The sequence below is a fragment of the Pseudomonas sp. RIT-PI-q genome (genome assembly GCF_001297125.1).
GTDB lineage: Bacteria > Pseudomonadota > Gammaproteobacteria > Pseudomonadales > Pseudomonadaceae > Aquipseudomonas.
The window spans coordinates 155,750-175,637 of the sequence record NZ_LHPC01000034.1 but is presented as its reverse complement, the minus strand read 5'-3'; the positions used below and the strand labels follow the sequence as shown (position 1 = coordinate 175,637).

The 19,888-nt window shown below is 54.7% G+C and carries 16 protein-coding genes; 7 read left to right on the top strand and 9 right to left on the bottom strand.

Features of this window, described 5'->3' with window-relative positions; genetic code table 11:
- Positions 1–2: 2 nt before the first annotated feature.
- Positions 3–1,502 (bottom strand): DUF3375 domain-containing protein, encoded by a 1,500-nt coding sequence (locus AEQ67_RS18335; protein WP_082377881.1) that lies wholly within the window; start codon positions 1,500–1,502, stop codon positions 3–5.
- 261 nt (positions 1,503–1,763) lie between these two features.
- Here AEQ67_RS18335 and AEQ67_RS18330 point away from each other — a divergent pair, with 261 nt between their 5' ends.
- The 6 genes from AEQ67_RS18330 to AEQ67_RS18300 all read left to right on the top strand — a co-directional run bounded on the left by AEQ67_RS18330 (position 1,764) and on the right by AEQ67_RS18300 (position 6,987).
- Positions 1,764–2,732, top strand: coding sequence for an endonuclease (locus AEQ67_RS18330; RefSeq protein ID WP_059405247.1), 969 nt, complete (start codon positions 1,764–1,766; stop codon positions 2,730–2,732).
- Between the two features lie 195 nt (positions 2,733–2,927).
- Complete coding sequence (locus tag AEQ67_RS18325) at positions 2,928–3,206, top strand: hypothetical protein (protein ID WP_063854458.1); 279 nt, start codon at positions 2,928–2,930, stop codon at positions 3,204–3,206.
- A gap of 79 nt (positions 3,207–3,285) precedes the next feature.
- Positions 3,286–3,507, top strand: coding sequence for an AbrB/MazE/SpoVT family DNA-binding domain-containing protein (locus AEQ67_RS18320; protein WP_442965647.1), 222 nt, complete (start codon positions 3,286–3,288; stop codon positions 3,505–3,507).
- 818 nt (positions 3,508–4,325) lie between these two features.
- Positions 4,326–5,309, top strand: a complete 984-nt coding sequence (locus AEQ67_RS18310; RefSeq protein ID WP_059405244.1) for a DUF1852 domain-containing protein — start codon at positions 4,326–4,328, stop codon at positions 5,307–5,309.
- 26 nt (positions 5,310–5,335) lie between these two features.
- Positions 5,336–6,364, top strand: a complete 1,029-nt coding sequence (locus AEQ67_RS18305; protein ID WP_059405243.1) for a methionine synthase — start codon at positions 5,336–5,338, stop codon at positions 6,362–6,364.
- 113 nt (positions 6,365–6,477) lie between these two features.
- Positions 6,478–6,987, top strand: coding sequence for a flavin reductase family protein (locus tag AEQ67_RS18300; RefSeq protein ID WP_059405242.1), 510 nt, complete (start codon positions 6,478–6,480; stop codon positions 6,985–6,987).
- A 294-nt stretch (positions 6,988–7,281) separates the two neighbouring features.
- Here AEQ67_RS18300 and AEQ67_RS18295 read toward each other — a convergent pair whose 3' ends face one another.
- Positions 7,282–9,177 (bottom strand): sigma-54-dependent Fis family transcriptional regulator, encoded by a 1,896-nt coding sequence (locus AEQ67_RS18295; RefSeq protein WP_059405241.1) that lies wholly within the window; start codon positions 9,175–9,177, stop codon positions 7,282–7,284.
- Positions 9,178–9,419: 242 nt separating this feature from the next.
- Between AEQ67_RS18295 and AEQ67_RS18290 the strand changes: the two genes are divergently transcribed.
- Positions 9,420–11,243: an NAD(P)/FAD-dependent oxidoreductase gene (locus AEQ67_RS18290; protein WP_082377880.1), complete on the top strand. Its 1,824-nt coding sequence runs from the start codon at positions 9,420–9,422 to the stop codon at positions 11,241–11,243.
- A 90-nt stretch (positions 11,244–11,333) separates the two neighbouring features.
- On the opposite strand, the gene AEQ67_RS18285 is transcribed toward AEQ67_RS18290, so the two are convergent.
- The 7 genes from AEQ67_RS18285 to AEQ67_RS18255 all read right to left on the bottom strand — a co-directional run bounded on the left by AEQ67_RS18285 (position 11,334) and on the right by AEQ67_RS18255 (position 19,763).
- Positions 11,334–12,962, bottom strand: coding sequence for a hypothetical protein (locus tag AEQ67_RS18285; protein WP_152974867.1), 1,629 nt, complete (start codon positions 12,960–12,962; stop codon positions 11,334–11,336).
- A 1,033-nt stretch (positions 12,963–13,995) separates the two neighbouring features.
- Positions 13,996–15,330 carry a purine-cytosine permease family protein gene (locus AEQ67_RS18280; protein WP_059405239.1) on the bottom strand — a complete coding sequence of 445 codons (1,335 nt, stop codon included), beginning with the start codon at positions 15,328–15,330 and terminating at the stop codon, positions 13,996–13,998.
- Between the two features lie 111 nt (positions 15,331–15,441).
- Positions 15,442–16,416 (bottom strand): biotin-dependent carboxyltransferase family protein, encoded by a 975-nt coding sequence (locus tag AEQ67_RS18275; protein ID WP_059405238.1) that lies wholly within the window; start codon positions 16,414–16,416, stop codon positions 15,442–15,444.
- Positions 16,413–17,285: a 5-oxoprolinase subunit B family protein gene (locus tag AEQ67_RS18270; RefSeq protein WP_059405237.1), complete on the bottom strand. Its 873-nt coding sequence runs from the start codon at positions 17,283–17,285 to the stop codon at positions 16,413–16,415. Before AEQ67_RS18270 ends, AEQ67_RS18275 begins: the two co-directional genes overlap by 4 nt.
- Positions 17,282–18,655 (bottom strand): acetyl-CoA carboxylase biotin carboxylase subunit, encoded by a 1,374-nt coding sequence (locus AEQ67_RS18265; protein WP_059405236.1) that lies wholly within the window; start codon positions 18,653–18,655, stop codon positions 17,282–17,284. The genes AEQ67_RS18270 and AEQ67_RS18265 overlap by 4 nt, the downstream gene beginning before the upstream one ends.
- 10 nt (positions 18,656–18,665) lie before the next feature.
- Positions 18,666–18,911, bottom strand: a complete 246-nt coding sequence (locus AEQ67_RS18260) for an acetyl-CoA carboxylase (protein ID WP_059405235.1) — start codon at positions 18,909–18,911, stop codon at positions 18,666–18,668.
- Positions 18,912–19,004: 93 nt separating this feature from the next.
- Entirely contained in the window at positions 19,005–19,763 is a 759-nt protein-coding gene (locus AEQ67_RS18255; protein ID WP_059405234.1) for a 5-oxoprolinase subunit PxpA, read from the bottom strand.
- Between the last annotated feature and the right edge of the window lie 125 nt (positions 19,764–19,888).

The following is a 19,888-nucleotide window of genomic DNA, read 5'->3' as shown; positions in this document are numbered from 1 at the left end:
GATCAAAGCTCCCATTTGATATCGCGCAGCTTCTGCGACTCAAGTTGGGTGAAAGGCAGATGGAACCGCCACCGACAATCCTCTGCATCCGCCAAATCAAACGCTTCGATTTCCTTGTCATTGATGGCGATGCCGGCCTCCCGGGCCATCGTGATCCACAACGTGAAACACTCCAGGTCATGCGTTGGAGGAAGCAAAGCCCCTAGCTCAGCCAAAGAAAGGGGCCGCCCTTGCTCTTCCAAAATTCGCAGTGTCTCCGTCACGAAGGCTTCGCGATCCAAGCCATCGAACGACTGCCAAAACTCTTCCTCTATCTGATCCAAAGCTGTCGCATGTCGACTCAGATCAAGATCAGGTGCGCTCTCGTCAGCGATACCCTTGAATCGAAGGCGCTCAATTGCGGGCACCTTTGCTAACGCCATGCCGACGGCAGGAATGGGTACTGGCAGTCGCCTGACTGCTTGGCGCTGCCAGTTAATGTTCACTGCCAAGCTCAAGAATTCATTCAGCAAGTGACCAACACGGTGATGTTCAGCAATGAGCCCGGTTTTCAAGAAACCTTTGACGTCGCGTTCGCTTCGAGCCCTCGCCCGCAACACGGCCTCTGACTCCTGTAGCAATCGCGGCACCAAGCGTAACAGTTCGTTTTGCTGTGGCCGTAGCAGCGCTAAGGGGACGGCTGGGTGGTGCATGATATTTCGCAGGCGAGTCCTCATCCTGTCGAGCTCTATGGGCGCCCTCAACTGTTGCTGGAAACTGTCAAATACCCGTCCCTCCGGCGTATTCAGCAGAGCATCCTGACCATCAAGGAGATTGTCGACTATCTCTCCTCTGTGGCATTGCTCACTAATGATCGATTGCCGAAGCAACCGGTCGGCATTGCTCCAGGAGTCTTCAACACGCCTGAAGTCCGCCCGCAGACTAATGGCTAGCGCATAGACTTCTCGGATCCCTTCAATCGCTTTTTCCTCGTCAAAAATTGGGATATGCCCTGCTTTAGCCTGGTCGAGTTCGATCTGCAGCTCGCGAATACGCCGCTTCAGGCTGAGTGCCCTGCTTTTCGGGTCAGAGTTAAGATGCGTTTCGAGATTTTCGATTTCACGCTGAACGACTGACAGTCGTGAAGCCGTCGAGGTCATGACTCGGTTATCGAGCGACTCGGTAAACCGGATCGCCGATTCCAAAGCATCGGTCGCGTACAGTCGCCCATTGCGCTCGACGATGAGCCGACGCTTGATCCACTCTCCGAGCTCTCGGTTTGCCTGCTGAAGCTCAGTACCTGCCTCGACTTGATACAGCTCTTCATCTGCGTAGTTGGCCAAGGTGTCGGCCAGCGAATGCAGAGCATCGTCCAGCTCTATACCGTCATGGCCGGGTTCGAAAAGCGTTCGTAAGCTGCCAAGAACCAAAGGAGCGTATCGCGACGCCAACAGCAACCACGCAGGATGATGGGCACGAAGCGCTATGAAACGCTCCGCCCTCTGGTGCAGATTTTCTTCCATGGGAGAGTTACCCCATAGGTGGAACGCGGCGAAATCGTTGTGCCGCTCGCGATATAGGCCACCGCTACGCTATACGCCCCATCAAGCTTAGCTGCTCCCGGTCAGCTGGCAAGCAGTAGCTAAATTTTCCAAAGGCGGTTTCGTTGTTCAAAGCCCGTCAGTTGATGTCCGAACTCGCCTCGCTCACCTTAGAAATACTGCGGTCGGTGTGTGGCCGTCGTGCGTACAATGCACTCCTCCCTAGATTGCTAATGTTTTCCAATGAAAAAGCTGTTGTCCGTAGTCGCGCTGACCCTCTCTGTAATTAACCCCGCCTTTTCAAGTCCTCCATCGACCTTTTCGGAAGCCAAGGTCATAGCCAAGCAGAAAATCTACCTCGACCAGGCGAACAGCTCCATGGGCGAGTTGTATTGCGGCTGCAAATGGACGTGGGTGGGTAAATCAGGTGGCCGTATCGACGCTGAGTCATGCGGCCTTAAGGCCAGAAAGCAAGAGAATCGTGCGGAGCGGACTGAGTGGGAACACATCGTTCCCGCCTGGACATTCGGCAACCAGCGTCAATGCTGGAAAAATGGCGGTCGAGAGCACTGCGTGGATGATGATCCCGTTTTCCGAGCAATGGAGGCCGATCTGTTCAACCTCTACCCATCAGTAGGGGAAGTGAACGGCGACCGTAGTAATTTCAACTACGGCATTGCCTCCGGGGTAGCGCCTCAATATGGTCAATGCAAGACCCGGGTTGATTTTGATCAACGAGCTGCCGAACCACGTGATGAGGTCAAAGGGTTAGTCGCCAGGACAACCTTTTACATGTTCGACAGATACAACCTCAGCATGTCTCGTCAACAGCAACAACTGCTGATGGCCTGGGATAAGCAATACCCGGTTTCGTCCTGGGAGAAAGAGCGCGATCGACGCATTGCAGAAATCATGGGGCACTCCAATCCATTCGTAACTGGCGAACGTCAATGGTCGCAAGGATACAGAGCCGTTGGTGATGGGGTCGTTAGCGCGATTCCTGTTAATTCTCCTGCGCCAATAGCAACCCAACACACCCTTGCGAACGCATCCGGCTTAAGCTTGATTATTGGGAACCGCAAGAGCCAGGTGTATCACCTTTCAATGGGGTGCCCTGGTTATGGTCAGGTGTCTGAAAAAAATCAGGTCTCCTTCACCTCAGAAACTGAGGCCCAGGCGGCTGGATATCGAAAGGCAGGTAACTGCAAATAGTTGTTGCTTGTTGAAAACCGATCTCGCGAAACCTTGGCCAAAGCCCGACATTAGGCTGAGACTTGCGTCCTGAATTTGCTATTTTCATACTGAGTATCGTTATTTACCGTAGGCGGTTGGTGTGTAGACTGGGGTGCCCTATTCACACCTCCCAGCCAATGGGCCAATCGCTGCTCACCAACCTGGAGTAACAAATTGCTTAACCGCCCCGACAAAGATGCGCTCCGAGCGATGCTGGAATCGCAAGTCCAAGAAAAACTACAGCACAACCCTGACGCGGTTACGACGTATGCAGCCAAGCCTGAACCAGAGCGCAAACCGTACACGAGCAAGCCTACGGTACAGGACAAGGCATTTCATAAAGAGCTCGATCAGATGCGTGCCGATGCTGAAGCTGGAGTGGTACATACGCCCAAGCATGAGCCGCAAGCAGGTGCTCCTAGCCTTAGGCTTGACGACTATCCGGATCTTTAAAAAATGCCATCGTGAGTCCATCGGTAATTAACAGCATGCAGAAAAGAACCAGTGGAGACCACACGTGAGAAAGCAACCTATGAAAATCATCATCGAAGAATGGGATGGTGATGGTGCGATTCGAATTCCAGATGAGGCATTGCAAGAGCTGGAGCTTGATGTGGGTGACGCGCTTTATTTGATAGAAGAATTTGTCGGCAGTACGCGCTGCCTAGTCCTCTCGAAAAAACCTCAAATTGCGGATCGAACAGACGAGCTGACTGAGACCTGGGAAAGCGTACAGTTGTTAACGCCCAGATGAGCTGAGGCGGTCGTAATGCGCTTCCCAGAAGCACTCAAGGAAAGTCAGTTAGGGACAGATTCGTCTAGCGCGCTTTCGAGCCGGGCTAAAGCCCCAAGGAGCGATAGCTTTAGCACCGCAGCCCAACATCCCCCTTTCAAATCTTCCATAAGAAAGCCCTTCTCCAGCCCGCCAATAACATCAACAACGGCCTTCGCTTCCCGCCTCGCCCCATCATAGCCAGAGAATGCTTCGAACCAACGGCACGAATCGCCACGCTCATCCAGCTCCAGTGGCAACATCGTCTTCGAACTGGAAAATGGCTACTTCAAAGACAGCTCTCAATGCCACGCGACGGCCGCTTTCTGCGGTGTTAAACAGCCCTGGCTTTGCTCTACGCACAGACGTGCGCTCGTTCTCCATGGACGACCACCTCTACGCAACCGACGAGTTTTCAGCAGCAAGGATCAAGTCGAGTCAACAGGACTGAGCTGAATTCTAGATGTGGGGCCATAGACCATCCCATAGCGATGACTGACCGCAATTCATTGGGGATTGTTAGTCGCTCTAAAATGAAGCGGCCTTCGCGAAAGCCAGGGCGATTCAGTGAACCACTGCGGGATAGGGACGTCTGCAATTGACCGTCTCCACATCATGAATTTGACTAAAGATTTTAATGAAATCAATTCTGTTTCACTCAATCAATTGCCCAGCCTAAAATGCGTCTTAATATAGAGATTGTTAAAAACTACTGAGTGGAAACCCAGAAAAACTGGGCGCGCCTACGAGGCAAAAAATAAACTCAGGTTTTATCTCAGAATTTAGGATGCCAGATTACAATGATTGATGAATTTGCATTTACCATTAAGAGCATATCTTTCGACGAAAATTATCACCCCTCCGAAAATACGCGCATCACCACTAACTTTGCTAATTTGGCTCGAGGAAAGAGCCGCCAAGAGAATTTGCGCAACACCTTAAAAATGATTGACAATCGTTTCAATGCCTTGGCCCACTGGGACAATCCTAAAAGCGATCGTTATACTGTCGAACTTGAAATCATTTCTGTCGAGATGAATATTAATGTTGAAATCAGTGACAACGCCATCCCCCTGATTGAAATATTGAAAACGAATATTGTTGATCGAAAAACAAACGAGCGCTTTGATGGCATTGTAGGGAATAATTTTTCCTCTTACGTGAGAGATTATGATTTTAGTGTGCTGTTGTTGGAGCACAACAAGAATCAACCCGAATTTAGCACTCCAGATAATTTTGGAGAGCTGCACGGAAAGCTATTTAAGTGCTTCATAAATTCCAAAACCTACAAAGATAACTTTGATAAGCCGCCAGTTATATGCCTCAGTATTTCGAGCAGCAAGACTTATCAACGAACTGAAAACCAGCATCCAGTCCTGGGCATCGAATACCAGCAAGATGAATATTCCTCAACTGATGAATATTTCAAAAAAATGGGGTTAAACGTTCGCTATTTCATGCCTCAAAACAGCGTTGCACCTTTGGCTTTTTATTTTACCGGCGATTTGCTTGGTGACTATACAAATCTTGAGCTAATCAGCACCATCAGTACGATGGACACCTTCCAAAAAATTTATCGCCCTGAGATTTACAATGCGAATTCTGCAGCAGGAAAATCCTTTCAGCCAAGTTTGAAGCACCACGATTACTCATTAACTCGAATTGTTTATGATCGAGAAGAGCGTAACCGGCTAGCTATTGAGCAGGGCCAGTTTGTAAAAGAGCACTTTATCAAACCATACCAAGCTATTCTGGAGCAGTGGTCTGCCAGTTACGCCCTTTGACTCATTAAAAAACCAGGTCATCTATTATGAAAAAATTGTTACCCACCTCAACGGCTGGTAGCTTGCCTAAACCATCCTGGCTTGCAGAACCTGAGACGCTTTGGTCACCGTGGAAATTGCAAGATGAGGCATTGATTGAGGGCAAGCAAGATGCTCTGCGTTTGTCATTGCAAGAGCAACAACAGGCCGGTATTGATATTGTCAGTGATGGTGAACAAACGCGCCAACATTTCGTCACTACGTTTATTGAGCACCTTAGCGGCGTAGATTTTGAGAAGCGTGAAACGGTAAGAATTCGTAATCGCTATGATGCCAGCGTACCGACGGTCGTGGGTGCTGTTACTCGCCAAAAGCCGGTCTTTGTTGAAGATGCCAAGTTTTTGCGTCAGCAAACAAAGCAACCCATAAAGTGGGCGTTGCCAGGCCCCATGACCATGATTGATACGCTTTATGACAACCATTATAAAAGTCGAGAAAAACTGGCTTGGGAATTTGCCGTAATCCTTAATCAGGAAGCCAGAGAATTGGAGGCTGCTGGCGTTGATATTATCCAATTTGATGAGCCCGCCTTTAACGTTTTCTTCGATGAGGTAAATGATTGGGGAGTCGCCACCTTAGAAAGGGCAATTGAAGGTCTTAAATGTGAGACGGCTGTACACATTTGCTACGGTTATGGCATTAAAGCCAATACTGATTGGAAAAAAACTCTGGGGTCAGAGTGGCGGCAATATGAAGAAGCGTTCCCTAAGCTGCAAAAATCCAGTATCGATATAATCTCACTGGAATGTCACAACTCTCATGTTCCGATGGATCTCATCGAGCTTATTCGAGGTAAAAAAGTGATGGTAGGCGCCATTGATGTGGCATCCAATACTATTGAAACACCAGAGGAGGTAGCCAACACTCTACGAAAAGCACTTCAGTTCGTAGATGCCGACAAGCTCTATCCTTGCACCAACTGTGGCATGGCCCCCCTATCTCGTGGAGTAGCAAGAGGCAAGCTGAGTGCTTTAAGTGCAGGCGCAGAAATTGTCCGAAGAGAACTCTCGATCTAGTGCTGTGCTAAAGCAGGAAGAGGTGTACGGGGGGGATTGAAGCGGTTGATTGAAAATAACCTGCCTCAACCTTCCTTGGCATTTTGAGCTACGCCCCAAATTTAGGATCTACTATGTCATTCCCTAGTAATGCTATCGAGCCATTGAGCTTTCGCGAAGCGCTCGGGCACTACGCATCCGGGATCACGGTGATCACATCACACATTGATGGAGAGCCGATTGGCTTCACTTGTCAGTCGTTCTATAGCGTGTCGATGAACCCGCCGCTGGTGTCGTTCAGCGTAATGTCCACTTCGGCCAGCTATCCCAAAATTCGCCAGGCAGGTCGATTTGTAGTCAATATCCTGTCAGGTGAGCAGATCAAAATTTCAAACCAGTTCGCTCGGCGAGGCACGGACAAGTGGCATGGAGTCGAATGGCAGGAGTCGCCGCTGGGTAATCCGATCATTGTCGGTAGCCTGCACTGGCTTGATTGCGAAATTCACGCCGAACACTCCGCCGGCGATCATTTGATCGTGATTGGCGAAGTGAAAGCGTTAAACCTGCAAGAAACTGCTGCTACGCAACCATTGCTGTACTTCAAAGGACAATATTGCAATATCGCCGCGCATAATTCGGTCTGAGAGCCTATCACTGATGCCCTCTCATTCCAGGTTCTTACCCTGCCGATGAATACTCCTAGTATCGGAAGCCGAAGCGGCACTTCATAAATCCATCAAATGATGGGGCAGGATGCATGTCAGATAAACATTTGATACTGCAAAAGCTACAGAGGGGCAGGCCACATATGTGGCATACGGAGCTGGCGTCATGTCGAGCACGAACACATGGCTGATATTAGCGACCTATCCTGCTCCACCTCTATCGCTTGAGTTCAAGCCCATAGAGGCAGGAAAAGCGACGATGTCATTCTGCGTTCAACCGGGTCGTGAAATACCGTGATGACGCAGTTTGCGATAGAGCGTATTCCGGCTGATCCCTAGGCGAGCGGCAACATGGGCGATATGCCAGTGTTCCTCCTCAATCAATGTGAGCAGTGTCTGCCGCTCGGATACGCCCAGCGGATTTTCGGCCAGCGCAACTGTAGCTGGCACTGCCGGCAGTAACTCCGCCAAATCGTCCAGGGTGACACGCCCCTCCAATGCCAACGCTACCAGTGTGCGCAGGCACGTACGCAGCTGCCGGACATTGCCCGGCCAAGGCTGCGCCAGCAAGCGCTCTCTGACGCCCGCCTCCAGCCGAACTCGGGCCCCCGCTGCCTCCTCGCGCAGCAATAGGTCGAGCAAACGGCCCTTGTCTGAACGCTCACGCAACGGCGGGAGCTGCACGGCGAACCCAGCAATGCGATAAAACAAATCTTCGCGAAAACGCCCTTCGGCCACACAGGTGTGCAGATCCTGGTGGCTGGCACTGATAAGGCGAATATCGAGCGGACGTGCCGTCTCGCCGCCTAGCGGCATCACCTGGCGTTCCTCCAACACGCGTAGCAGGCGAGTCTGTAACGCCAGTGGCATATCGGCGATTTCATCGAGAAATAGAATGCCGCCATTGGCCTGCTCCAGCTTACCGATCATTCCGTCCTTGCGCGCACCAGTGAAGCTGCCACCGCGATAGCCGAACAGCTCGCTCTCGATCAGCGTTTCTGGAATGGCCGCGCAATTGATCGCCACAAACGGCTTGCTGACTCTGGAGCTGGCGCGGTGCAGCGCCGCAGCAAAGGCTTCTTTGCCGGTACCGGTTTCGCCCTGTAAAAACACCGGCACGTCACGCTCCAACACACGCAATGCGCGAGCAAAGCCGCGTTGCAGGCGCGGGTCTTCCAGACACACGTGCACGTCGTTAATTTGGGGGATTACAGGAGCGACTAAAGGCACCTGGCGTAGGGGTTCTCGCAACTGTCCGTAGAACTTGCGGCCGTCCACCAGCCGCATTGGCCAGCAGACACTGGGCTGTGAGCTGGCCTGACTCATCACTAGATCGAGAGGTGTTTCCAGCAGCATCGTCAGAGATTGCCCAACCACCTGGTCACGGCTGAGGCCCAGCAGATCCAGGGCAGCATGATTGACTGAACAGATACAGGCGCTCTCGTCAAAACTGAGCAGACCTTCGCCCAACAGCCCAACGAAGCCGGCCTCCGGGTGGAAGCGCAGCAAGTACCGCTGCGGATCATGTCCCAGGAAATAACAGCTCTCGATCAAATTGGCTGTCAGGTTGGTCAACGCCATGGCTTTGAAGTGCTGCTGGAGACTTTGTTCCTCGCGCACAGAAGAGAGGTTAAGAACGGCGAGCAACTCTCCGCCCGCATCAAATATCGGGCTGGCCGAACAGGTTAAGCCGGCGTGTTTGCCATGGAAATGTTGATCACGACGGATGGTGACATGCTGTCGCTCGACCAGGCACGTGCCGACACCATTGGTACCCTCACAATCCTCGCTCCATACCGAACCGAGCCACAGTCCGGAACGCTGGCACTCGACTCGTTCGGAGTCGTTGAACACACTGTCAATCGCCACACCGCGAGCATCGGTGAGTAGCACCACATGGCCGTCACACCCCAGTTGTCGGTGCAAGCTGGTCATCTGCCAATGCGCCACGGAGATGATGTGTTCCAGGGGGGCGCGGTGATCCTGTAAACGTGGGTGCTCAACCACATTCGTTGCGCGGCGACTGGCGGGATCGAGCTGATACTGATCCAAGCAACGGCGCCAAGACCGTGTGATAGCCAGGTCAGTCGTATGGCCGTGGCTGGCAGAGGTGCCCTGCACGGCTTGTAGCACTTGTTGTGCATGGGCGTTGATAAAAGCCGGCTTCATTGTTCTTGTTCTCCGTACGGTTAGGACACGGGGCTGCTCGCAGCTTATATGAAAAGACTGCGAAGAGCGCTCTATGTCCCGAGTGACACTCTGTCATCCACCATTTCCATAATCGTGACACATCTCCAAATCCAACCTTGACCACTACTGCAGCAGCAGCTCTGCAATGGGGCTTTCGCGAAGGTGGCCCGAGCCTTGCTCTGGGGCAAGTTGTACAAAAACAACAAGATCGGAGAAGCCCCATGAATATCGCTGTTGAAACACCTCTGCACACGCCAACTGCTCAGCTCGCGGCTTGGGTCGAAAACCTCAGCGAGCGTCTCGTCCAACCTGATTTAGACGGCGCGTTGGAATTGTTTGCCGAAGAGTGTCACTGGCGTGACCTGCTACTTTTCAGCTGGAACTTAGTGACCTTGGAAGGCAAGCCCGCCATCCGCGACATGCTCGAAACACGCCTCGACCAAACTCGTCCTGAGCGATGGAAGCTGGAAGGTGAGGCGACACTGAATAACGGTGTGCTCGAAGGTTGGATCAGCCTGGAAACCAATGCGGCGCGAGGTAAAGGCTACGTGCGTCTAAAGGAGGGCCTGTGCTGGACGCTGCTGACGACCATGCGCGAACTTAAAGGCTTTGAAGAACCCAGGGGCCGCCGTCGACCAATGGGTGCCAATCATGGTCACGCCCATGCCGACAAACGCAACTGGCTAGAACGTCGTCGTGATGAAGAAGCTTCGCTAGGTATCACCACCCAACCTTACTGCCTGATCGTGGGCGGCGGCCAGGGTGGGCTAGGGCTCGCTGCGCGGCTCAAGCGAATGGGCGTGCCAACTCTAATCGTCGACAAAGCCGAGCGTCCTGGCGATCAGTGGCGCGGTCGCTACAAGTCGCTGTGCCTGCACGACCCTGTCTGGTACGACCACATGCCTTATCTGCCCTTCCCCGATCACTGGCCAGTGTTCACCCCAAAAGACCAGATTGGCGACTGGCTGGAAATGTACACCAAAGTCATGGAGCTCAATTATTGGCCGCGTACAGAATGCGTGAGCGCCAGCTTTGACGAGCAAAGTGGCACGTGGAAGGTTGAAGTTCAGCGCAATGGCGAGCATGTGACGTTACAGCCTACCCAGTTGATCCTCGCCACCGGCATGTCTGGCGTACCCAATATTCCTAGTTATCCGGGTGCCGAGGTTTTTAATGGCCAGCAGCATCATTCCAGCCGCCATCCCGGCGGAGACGCCTGGAGCGGCAAGCGCGCGGTGGTCATCGGTGCGAACAATTCGGCTCACGATATCTGCGCCGACTTGGTGGAGAACGGCGCCGAGGTGACCATGGTGCAACGCTCGAGCACCCACATCGTACGTTCAGACAGTTTAATGGATCTCGTCTTCGGCGGGCTCTACTCTGAAGACGCCCTGGAGACGGGCTTGACCACGGATAAGGCCGACATGCTGTTCGCCTCGATCCCCTACAAGGTCATGCCAAGCTTTCATCAACCCATCTTTGACGCGATCAAGGAACGTGACGAAGACTTCTATGAGCGCTTGGCCAAAGCCGGCTTCATGCTCGATTTTGGTGACGACGAGTCTGGCCTTTTCATGAAATACGTACGCCGTGGTTCTGGTTACTACATCGACGTCGGCGCCTCCGAACTGATCGCTAACGGCACGATCAAGCTCAAGAGTGCGCCTGGCCTGGGTGTCGATCGCATCGAAGCAGATACCGTCGTTCTCAACGATGGCAGCCGACTACCGGCAGATCTGATTGTCTACGCCACGGGCTATGGGTCAATGAATGGTTGGGCGGCGAAGCTGATTTCCCAGGAAGTAGCTGACAAGGTCGGCCGCTGCTGGGGCTTGGGTTCTGGAACCACTAATGATCCTGGCCCGTACGAGGGCGAACTGCGGAACATGTGGAAGCCAACACAGCAGGAAAACCTCTGGTTCCACGGTGGCAACCTGCATCAGTCACGGCATTATTCGCTGTATCTGGCGCTGCAGTTAAAAGCGCGCTTCGAAGGCATCGACACATCCGTCTACGGCCTGGCCGAGAGTCACCACACTGGTTGAGTCAAATGGCGCCCAACCGTGGTTGGGCGCCTCGCCACAGCGCCCCCAGACGCAGTCTATGGATGCGCTATTGGAGGAAATTGACGTGCCTCAAGCAGCCCAGAATCGCTCCAACGACTCGCGCGTAAAGTCTGAGAGGGTTGGCATTTTTCGGTGGTGTACATCAGCCATTCGCAAGATCAACAGCTCATACTCCGTAAGCTCGGAAAAATCCAAGTGCAGATCGAACTCCTTATTTTCCTGGGTTCTAAAGAAGTACGTAAAATCCCTGATCCCTTCGATTACCAGCGAGTCAACACCCGCCTTTCTTGAGGTTGAATCGCAGAAATAGTCACACTGCGACCCGAGGAAGTACAAGGCTCCTTCGGTAACATGGGCGAAGACTTTCTGTGTATCGATTCCTGTCATGTCATACGCAAACCGCCCCAGACTTGCCAGCTTAGACATAGCCACGAAGTCAGGTAGGCAAAATGCCTGTGGCCGGATTTCCATCAACTCATCGCAGAACCGCTTGAGTAGACTGTCCGATTCGTGAATTGCGCTAAATAATGGGTCGTGCGCAATTAGCTCAGGGTCGTTAATGTAGGCCTCAGGCAGATAGTTGATGGCAAGGAGCACTGGGCACTCCCATTCATCCTGAATCAGCTCAGACATGATCCCCTTGAGGGTGACTAAAAGTGCTGGTTTTTCTGCATCGTAAGCAAGCAGTTCTGAAGCCTGAACCTTGGGAGTGTTCTCATTTTCATCAAGGAAAACAGTATTGAGTAGCCCTGTGATGAAGCAGTCCTGTTGCTCTTCAGTAAGGTACTCAAGATGACTCAGGATGGCGCTTGGCTGATCCGCCCCCGCTTTTGCCAGCTCAAGCAACAAGGCTTCATAGAACCAGTCCAACCCGTAGACTTTCCTCGTGTAATCCAGACTCAGAACCCCCGATCGGGTCAGGAAGTCAGCCCAATTGCTGTTCGGAATGTCATTGACACTCGAAAAGCTGTAAGGGGCGCTCACATTGGCAGGTAACGACGGGAGTAAGGTTTGTCGGTTGCTACCCAGTCGAGTGCTCGTCCAAAGCTCTGGATTCTCAGTGTGTAGCAGAGCGGCAATCGTTGTGCGCTTGAATGGGATGGATCGTAAGGATTTTTCCATGACGTAGGCTCGGATTGGGCAGGCGGCCATCGCCTTAACCAAGAGCACCGTCAGATCAAAAGCCGTCAGGTATGACCCGTTCGGGGTTCGCATAAGCCAATCAGGGTCATCCCAGATTTGTAGTGCATCGATATCCTCAAGCTGGACTTCGGCCTGGCTCATAAACTTTGTGACCGACGCTTGTGAGAATCCCATACTCAACGCTACCAAGGCTGGTGCCAATGCCCTCGGAACACCCAAAATATCGCAGTCTAATTTGAGGTCAAAAACCTCCGATGGATCGTCGCACCGATATTCCGTGACATCAAAACTGGCACCCTCGCGATTCAGCTGAGTCATGATGAAGCCCGCACCAAAGTTCAGATGGGGGCGTTTCGAGTGTAAATACATCGGATGCTCCAAGCTTGATGTTGAACTGCCATTATCGGCTTTTTTCAGGGTAGTTGCCCCGACCACCGCCTTGTACAACGTGGGAATACTGGTCGCACCAGGTAAAGGTGAGGGAGTCGGCGTCCGATGGTTAACTCCCGCACGTAACCTCGACCTCCGTTTAGCAGCGTAGATGCTGATGCGCACTCAACGGTGTCCCCTGCTCGCGAATGAAGTATTTCTAGACGCCATCTCACTGCGTAGCTCGCCAACCAGATTCGCGATGGGTCAACTGGGGTTCAAATCTGCTGTAGAGATTGCCGTGACCAAAAATTTCAACACGACCAGATTTGGCCTCAAACACCTTGATCATCAGTGAGCCATCGGTGTTGACGGTGCAGGTACAAGAGAGGGTTGACAGCCACATTCGCTGATGTGGCGAAGCTCCAATGTGGAAATCATGTCGCCGACTTGGTTGGTCAAGGTCTATAGATTTTTGCCATTCGGAATAACCGTCAAGCGACTCCCGAGAAAAACAATGACGAGATTTTTTAGTACCCCTAGGCAAAGGATCTTGCGTACCCCTCCCCTTATACGTCCTATCTCAACAATAAAATCTGTCAGAACGATTTTGAACGCTGTCATAAATTGTCTTAGCTCAACCCCGTCTCGTTCTTGAAATCATCTTGTTTTGCCAGTAGTTGTAGGTCACCAATGTCATGCGCGGAAAGCAACCATGCACGCAAGATTTAGAGTGATTGAAACCACCACACTGGATGATGGCAGCAAGCGGTACAGGGTCGTCGACCTTGTAGAGGGCGGCTCGGCTAGCAAGCACGGTGTCTACAAGGTTAGGACAGAGGCTGATGCTGTTTGCTCAGCATTGAATGCTGAACATCCAAGGCACCTGGCTGTGCGTGAATTCGCAGCTGGCAGGGCCTTGTGAGCCGGGGCAGCCTCACTACCGCCTGTGTGGAGTAGTTCATAGAGCTGGTACTATCCTGGAGGTGCAGTCCTTCGACTCCCGTTAGCTTGAACGGGATTAACACGCGCCTACTACGTTGACCTCCGTCATGGAGGAATTACGATCGAACGTAGACCTACTCCCTAACAGCGCACCTTCAGAGGCAGAAATCTGCCAAAAGCAGTCATTGGAAACCCATCAGCGAATTCGTAATGAGCTTCCTATTGCCCGCGTTACCTTGTTTGAGCAGGGTACGGGATGAGTGACTGCAAAGCTCTACTCTGCCAACCGTAACCGCAACCGCAACCGCAACCGGCTTCGATGGGATAAGCCTGCTTGCAAGGCAAATGCAATTATCACGGTAGATGGCGCGGAAAAGCTGCTCAGGCCGCCGCCGGAGAACATCAATGCAAGCCCCAATGCGGTAGCGCCAAACCAGGCCGTCAAGCCCACCGGGTTAAACGCGACCACGCGTTCGAGCGCTGCAACGTCACTGCGTCCGTAGACAATCTGCGCCAACGCCACGCCCACCCAGGCCACCACGAAAATCCCCTGATAGGCCAACGCCTTGAGGATGTAGGCAAACACGTCAGCGAGCATCATGCCGTAGACGATCACCCCTACCGCCACTGCCCACATCAGGTACGAACCGCGAAGGCCAAATCGACCAAAGAACGCCTGCATGTTCAGTGTCGCCAAGTAATAGTTGGCGGTGTTGATCCGAGTTTGCGTGGCCCAGACAAACAGCAGTCCCCACAGCCCCATTAACTGCAAAATCGCCATCACCACCGAGACTTCGTTCAGCGCGCCTTCGTGGGGAATGCTGCTGACTAGGTAAATCCCCGACGCGCCGTTGAGCAGAAATGTCACCGCGTAGAACGGCATGCCGAAGTTCCAGCGACCGTGGTACTCGGCGTCTTCAGGCTTGCCGAAACGCGCGTAGTCGAAGGTGAACAGCATCAACACCCAGACGCCCATGTAGGCGACAAAACAATCCCACCAGCCGAATGCACTAGGCGTTGCTGGGCCGAAATCCAGCCATTGCGGCTGGTAGCCATAACGGCTGATCGATAGCCCCACCGCCACCAGCAAACCACCCAGGTACACCGGCAGCAACACGCCGTTGAGCTTGTCCAGCCAGTGCTGCACGCTGCCCAGGATCATAGGCACGCTGTAGAGCACCACCGCCAATGCCGCCAGCGGATAGATCAGTTCCGGGTACAGGTGATTGAGCGCGACGGCGATCACCGAACCTTCGAACACCGCATAATAGATCGCGGTCGAGAAGAAAATCAACGTCGCTAGGCAAGCCCCGGTGCTGCCGAACAACAGCCGTGAAAACAACGCTACCGACAAACCGCTGCGAATCGCAAAGCGGCTGAGCACGCTGTTGACCAGTCCGTAACTGATCACCGACAGGAGCATGCCGATCAGCGCATTGCGGGCACCGAACGACAACGCCAATGAAGCACCCACCACGATGTAAAACATCGCACTGCACACCGCCCACCAGGCCATGGTCAGGGACAGTCGACCCATGCGCGCTTCGGTGGGAACAGGCTGATGCGCCGGGTCTTGCCCGGTTTGATTCGATTGCGATAAAGCAGCCATATGCGTCAACTCCAAAACCAGTCAAAGGTTGAAGCGCGAGCAGCCGTCACCGCACCGAAATGCGGCGTTGGCGTACCGTTTGGCATGGCCCGCGCTAGACGGCGAGCAGAATCAGGAAGGGAACAGCTTGCTCAGGCAGCTGAGTTTTTTCTTATAGGAACGTCGCGCTTCCAGCGCCTCTTCGAGGGTTACCGCGACAAAGCGGGCCTTCTGGTTGGGTTGCATCTGGCCGATCAAATCGAGGTCGGCGCTGATCACCGTGCCAATCATGGCGTAGCCGCCGCCGGACACCGCATCACGATGTAGGACGATGGGTTCAAGTCCGGCGGGCACCTGGATCGAGCCGATCGGGTAGCAACTGTCGACAATGTTCGACGGATCAGAACCGGCGCCGAACGGCTGCTCCCGGGGTTGAAAGCTCAGCGCACTGCCGCCCTTAAAGCGATAGCCGATGCGGTCGGCTTCCGAACCGACCGTCCATGGCTCGGCGAAAAAGCTCTTCGCCGCCGATTCGGTCAAGCGGTGGTAGTACAAACCGGGCACCACCCGAAGGGTGATTTCGCCACCCAATGATTGCCGTAATGCCATGGGCAAACTAGCCCCGGCGCGGCTCTTGCCTCTGGCAATGCCCACCGGCAATTCGTCGCCCGCAATCAGCCGTCGCCCCTGAAAACCGCCGAGAGCGCCCAGCGCATAGGTGGAGCGACTGCCGAGCACCACCGGCACATCTATGCCGCCGGCCACTGCAACATAAGTACGGGCCCCAGCCTTGGGAAAGTCAAAGCGCAGCACTTGGCCGGCCTTCACGGTGAACGCGGTGTCATGGTGCATTTCCACGCCATCGATCCGTGCCGTCATGTGTGCGCCGCTGACCGCCACCAATGCATCCTGCTGAAACTCCAACTCAGGCCCAAGCAGCGTACATTCCAGCGCAGCCAAACCTGCCGGGTTGCCGACCAATTGGTTGGCCGCGCTCAAGGCGTATTGATCAAGCGCGCCGGACGGCGGAATACCCAAGTGGTAATACCCTTCGCGGCCCAAGTCTTGTACCGAAGTGGCGAGGCCGGGTTTGAGAACCTTGATCATGCCAACACCTCCTGCAGCGACTTGGGATAGCCAACGGGGTCGGCGAGGAACGCGTCCAGCGAAAATTCCACCGGCCGAATTCGCAGGTCAAAGCGACCAGCTTCCACTTCGGCCACCGCGTGATCGTAGGCTTCACGATCCATCGGTTTGAACTGCACGATGTCGCCGGGACGGAAAAACACCATGTGTTCTTTCAGGTACGCGAGGTGCTGTTGCGGGTCATAGATCGGCGCGGGGGTGACGCCAAACATCTGATAACCGCCAGCGCCGCGCACCGAGTAAATGCAACCAAAGCAACCGCCGTGGCCGAGGGTCAATTTCGGTGTATCGGTGCGCGGGCGCAGGTACTTGGGCACCTGCAACTGACGCTCACGCTCGACCATCTGGAACATGAAGGGCAGCCCGGCAACGAAGCCGACCATCGAGACAAACCACGGCGCGCCGCTGTGGGCCGCGATGAAGGCATCGACGTCAGCAAGACCGTTGATGCGGGCAGCGTATTCCAGATCCGTCGCGCTCGGGTCTTGATGGCGATCGCGAAAGCGCATCAGGGTTTCGTGAGTCCAGGGATCGTTGTAGAGCACCGGAATCTCGATAATCCGCGTCTGCAACGTGCGCTCGGCGACGGCTCCGGCCTCGGCGATTTTCACCGCTTCGAGCAAGGTGTGAGGGGCGATGCGATCCGGGTCGAAACGAATCTGGAATGACGCGTTGGCCAGGCAGATATCGAGCACGCCATCCAGCGCCAGCCGTTCCACAGCGCGGGTGACGGCCAGACCTTTGAAAAACGCGTCCAGAGACATGCTGTCGCTGACTTCGGCAAACAAATGCTCATCGGCGCCAAAGCTGTAACGGATGGGCGTACTCATGCTTCACCTCCGCTGCTGCGCTCGGCCAGCCAGGTTTCCAGGGTGCCGGTGTGAAAATCGGCGCTGTGCAGCCACGGTTGCTCGAGCAATTCAGCGTGCAACGCCAAGGTGTTGGCCATGCCGGTGAGCGTGGTGTTCGCTACCGCCATTTTCGCGCGGGCCAGCGCTTCGGCGCGATCGGCACCATGAACAATCAGTTTGGCCAGCAGCGAGTCATAGTACGGCGGCACACGGTAGCCTTGATACAGATGCGTATCGACGCGAATGCCCTCGCCGTTCGGCCAGATCAGTTCCTCGACCAGGCCTGGACTCGGGAAGAAATCCCGCGCCGGGTCTTCAGCGTTCAAGCGCATTTGCAGGGCGGCGCCGTTGAGTCGGATGTCACTTTGCCGGAAACCCAGCGGCTCGCCGCCAGCGATGCGCAACATGGCCTGAACCAGATCGATACCGGTGATCAGTTCGCTGACCGGGTGCTCGACCTGAATCCGCGTATTCATCTCGATAAAGAAGAACTCGCCAGTGACGTCGTCATACAGGTATTCCAGCGTGCCGGCGCCCTTGTAGCCCAACGATTCGGTGAGGCGCACAGCGCTTTCGCAAAGGGTTTCCCGTTGCTGTTGGTTGAGGACTGGCGACGGCGCTTCTTCGAAGATTTTCTGCCGCCGACGTTGCAGCGAGCACTCGCGCTCAAACAAATGCACGGCGTGCTGACCGTCGCCCAATACCTGCACTTCAATGTGCCGGGCCCGGCTGATAAACCGCTCCAGATACACCGCGCCATTGCCAAACGCCGCTTGGGCTTCGCGCTGGGAGCGGGGAAATTCTTCGCTCAGTTGCTCGGCGTTTTCCGCCAGACGAATGCCGCGCCCACCCCCACCGGCCGACGCTTTGATCAACAATGGGTAACCCACGGACTCAGCAGCCTTGAGTGCTGACTCGACGTCGAACAGTTCACCCGGCGAACCTGGCACCACCGGCACGCCAGCGGCTTGTGCGGTACGCCGTGCTTCGGCTTTATCGCCCATGCGCCGGATGGTCTGCGCGCTTGGGCCGACGAAAATGGCCCCGGCAGCCACCACCGCTTCGGCGAAATCGGCGTTCTCTGACAGAAAGCCGTAACCGGGATGCACGGCGTTGGCGCCCGTGGCTTTCAGAGCGCCAAGTAACGCTTCGACGTTCAAATAACTTTTATCGGCGCGGGCCGGGCCAAGAATGTGGATCTCATCGGCCATGCGCGCGGCTTGGGAATCGACGTCCGCCTCACTGCACGCAGCAACGGTTGGAATGCCCAGTTCTTTGGCGGCGCGGATAATCCGCACGGCAATTTCGCCACGGTTGGCGACCAGCAGCTTATGAATGGTTTGAGTCATGATCGCGCCCTCACTCGCCGTCGAGTGTTGCGACGACTTGACCTGGCTCCACCGGATCACCGTCTTCTACCAAAAAGGCACTGAGGCGACCGGCCGTTCCGGCGGTCAGTTCGGAGAACTGCTTCATGACCTCGATCAGGCCAATCACCGTGTCGGCGCTGACCTGCGCGCCGACCTCGACGAAGTTTGCCGATTCCGGGGTAGCTTTGCGGTAGAAGGTCCCCGGCAACGGGGTGATTACAGTGTGTTCGGCCATGTCTGTTCCTCTTGGAATAGTTGTAGAAAGGCAGGCAAAAAGTGAATCGGTGCCAAACCCTGGCGGTTGTGTCCCAGGTGTTTTCGTTCGGTCTCAGCGCGGTGCTCGGACTTCTATGCCCGCGCCATCAAGTGCATGACGCGTGGCTTCGACCAACGCCAGGGCTCCCGGCGTGTCGCTGTGCAAACAGATGGAATCGAATTCAATCGCCAGGTCTTCGCCCTCGACGGTGCGCACCAAGCCTTGTTGGCAAGCACGCAGCACTCGCTCGGCGATGTGGGCCGGGTCGTAAGCCCGCACGTTGCGGGTGAAGACGATGGAGCCGCTGAGGTCGTATTCGCGGTCTGCATAGAACTCGCGGATCACCGGTTGGCCGAGTTCCGTGGCAACCCGCCAGATCACCGAGTTGGGCATGCAATAGAGCAGCAACTCGGGCTCCAGGCGCTGAAGGTTTTCCACCAGCAAACGCGCGGCTTCCTCATCGCGGGCCAGGTGCATGTACAGCGCGCCGTGGGGTTTGATGTGTTGCAGTGCCACGCCTTGAACCCGGGCGATTTCGCGTAAGGCACCCAATTGGTAAAGCATATCGTCGACCAGTTCCTGGGCCGGGGCATTGATGTGCCGGCGGCCGAACCCGACCAGATCGCGAAACCCTGGATGCGCGCCGATAGCCACGCCCAGGCTTTTCGCCCGTTCGACCGTGCGGCGCATGGTGCCGGGGTCGCCGGCATGAAAACCGGTCGCGATGTTGGCCGAACTGATGAAGCCCATCAGTTCATTGTCGACACCATCGCCGATGGTCCATGGACCGAAGCCTTCGCCCATGTCCGAGTTGAAATCTACTGCCTGCATGACGCTTGCTCCTGACGCTTGTGACTTCATGCAGGCCACGTTAAATTCCAGCCAACCCCTTGGGAAGATCTATTAACAGATAGGCCATCTTCTGAAAAACAGATACCTCCTGAAATCAGAAAACC